A 2638-nucleotide genomic window follows, 5' to 3' on the forward strand; every position below is an offset into this window, starting at 1 on the left:
GCACGGCCAGGTTCAGCGTGGCCACCAGCACGACCAGCAGGTGGTAGTGCATCAGCCAGGGGTGGGTCACCCAGCGCCTGAGCGGGCTGGCGCGCAGCGACGGCGCCAGGTGAAGCTGGTTCTCCATCACGCGGTCACCCCATGCGTCGCAGCGGCCATGCCGGCCGGATTGGCGGATATCGGGTGGCCGGCCCGGTGGGGTTCGATCAGCCCCGACTCTTGCGCCAGCGCCATCAGCCTGCGCTTGTCGACCTTGCCGCGGTCGGTCATCGGCAGGCTGTCGAGCGCAAACACGACCATCGGCACGCAGTAGTACGGCAACGTGGCCGCCACCAGCTCGCGCGCGGCCGTTGCATCCACGCTCTGCGGCGCGACAAAGGCCACCAGCCCGCGCTCGTCGAACTTCAGGGTCACCGCGCGCTCACACTGCGGCGCCTGCTCCAGCACGCTCGATACCGAATCCAACTCGACCCGAAAGCCACGCACCTTGACCTGGTCGTCGACCCGGCCGAAATGCTCCAGCTCGCCGTCCTCGGTCCAGCGGCCCAGGTCGCGGGTGCGGAACATCCGGTGTCCATGGCCGAGGAACGGGTCGGCCGCGTAGCGCTCGGCGTTCAGCGCGTCGTTGTGCAGGTAGCCGGCCGACACGCAGGCCCCGCCTGCCCACATCTCGCCGATCTCGCCGATCGGGCATGGCCGGCGGTGCTCGTCGAGCACGTACACCGTGTTGTTCGGCGTCGGCTTGCCGATCGTCAACGGCCGCCCGTCGGGCAGGTAGTGCTGCGCGGTGTTGACGATCGTCGTCTCGGTCGGCCCGCAGGAGTTGTAGAAGGTGCAGAAGCTCGCCCATTTGTCGGCCAGCGGCTTCGGGCAAGGCTCGCCGGCCACGGCCACCACGCGCACGTTGCGGCAGGCATCGGCGTCCAGCTCGCTCAGGATCGTCGGCGTCGCGATCACGATGTCGGCCTGCTGCACCGCCTCGGCAATGCTCGCGCCGCGGATCACCAGCGTCGCGCCATGGGCCAGGCAGCCGAGGATCTCCCACGCCGCCATGTCGAACGCGATGGCCAGGATGTGCGAGACCTTGAGTCCCGGCCGCATGCCCAGCCGCCCCGGCTCGGTCAGCAGGATGTTGCAGACGTTGTGGTGGGTGACCTGCACGCCATTGGGCATGCCGGTCGTGCCCGAGGTGAACAGCGTGAAGCAGCCGTCGGCGCCTGATACAGGCAGGCGTGGGGTGAAGCGGGGCGTCGCCTGCCCGTCGAACGGTTCGGCCATCAGTTCGTCGATCGCCAGGCAGACGCCGCCCGGTGGCACCGGCACCTGCGAGCGCAAGTGCGACAGGGTCAACACGACCCGCGCCGATGACACCTTGACCACATGCCGCAGCTGCGGCTCCTTGGCCACACCCACGTGCTGCGGCACATAGGACGCGCCGGCCTTCAGCACCGCGAGGATGCCGACCACCATCGGGATCGAACGGTGCACGAACAGGGCGACCCGATCCCCGGTGACCACGCCGTGCTGCGCCAGCAGGTGGGCGAGCCGGTTGGCCTGCCGATCCAGCATCGCGTAACTGATGACCTGGCCCAGGTGCTGCGCGGCGATGGCGTCGGGCTGTGCCAGCGCCTGCGCCTCGATCGCGTGGTGGATGCAGCTGCGTGGCAATTCGACCAGAGGGCCCTGCCCGAAGCGCTCGAACGTCTGCTGGTCTTCGAATGACAACGAGGCCATCGCCGAGCGCGAGAAGCGCAGCGTCGCCGATGTCGAACTTTCAAGTTCCACTGACAATTCAGCGCTCTCACCCCTTGGCACGGCGGCCATGGCCGCCCACGAAACACCGGCCAGTCCGGCGCCTTCCTCGACTACAGTTCGCATGTTGGTCCCCTTCCGCGCGTCTGGGCGCGTTTCGGCGTGTCGCATCAAGGCCGTCGCCGCGCGCAAGGCGGCCGGCCCACGTCATGACCTTGCCGGGGTGCTGCTTCACGGCCTAGTCTTGCGGTGAGTGCTGCAAACCCCACTGCGTGGTTGTCATGAGTTAGGGGGTGGAGGGCGCAACTCTTTGCAACGGAAACGGGCAGCGCGAAGCGCGGATGCGGTATCCATCGGTGCGCACCATTCAATGGTTAGCTTTGGAGGCCCCTTCGGTGAATGGCAAAGGTCTGCGAAGAATTGCGAGGGGTGTGCGAGGGGTTGCAAGGGGAATCCTCAGCAAACCGTACCGCCTCGACGACCGGTCACACCGCCACCACGAAGGCTCGGCATCGACATCCGGCGTGGGCGGACGGCCACCCCCTACCACCCCCTAGCTTGCGATGCTTGGCGCCGCGGCCTTCGCGCGGCAGGCGGCATGCGGCATGGTTGCGTGGCTCATGCAACACCTGGTCACTGATCATCGCTGATCCTTCGGTGGCGGCTGCATCGGCAAGATGTGGCGGCGCTTTCGGCCCGGTGGCTTTCCCCCGCCGACGTGGCTCGCGCAACCCGGGGTCGGGCTCCCTCGATCCCCCGGGTTGGTTCAACCATGACCTTCAGTGGAGACACCGCATGACCTCGACCCTGATGAAGTTGAACGATTCCTCGCAACGCCTGTTGAAACTGGCCGCCGTTGCCGCGCTGTGCGCCGGCGGCGCCACCC

Annotated in this window: 1 protein-coding gene; it reads right to left on the bottom strand. The window is 67.8% G+C overall.

Annotated features, from left to right (window positions below):
• Positions 1–126: 126 nt before the first annotated feature.
• A complete protein-coding gene (locus VFY73_RS19800) occupies positions 127–1785 on the bottom strand; it encodes an amino acid adenylation domain-containing protein (RefSeq protein WP_329721990.1) in 1659 nt (552 codons plus the stop codon).
• Between the last annotated feature and the right edge of the window lie 853 nt (positions 1786–2638).

Source organism: Ideonella sp. (assembly GCF_036277275.1).
Taxonomy (GTDB): Bacteria; Pseudomonadota; Gammaproteobacteria; order Burkholderiales; family Burkholderiaceae_C; genus Ideonella.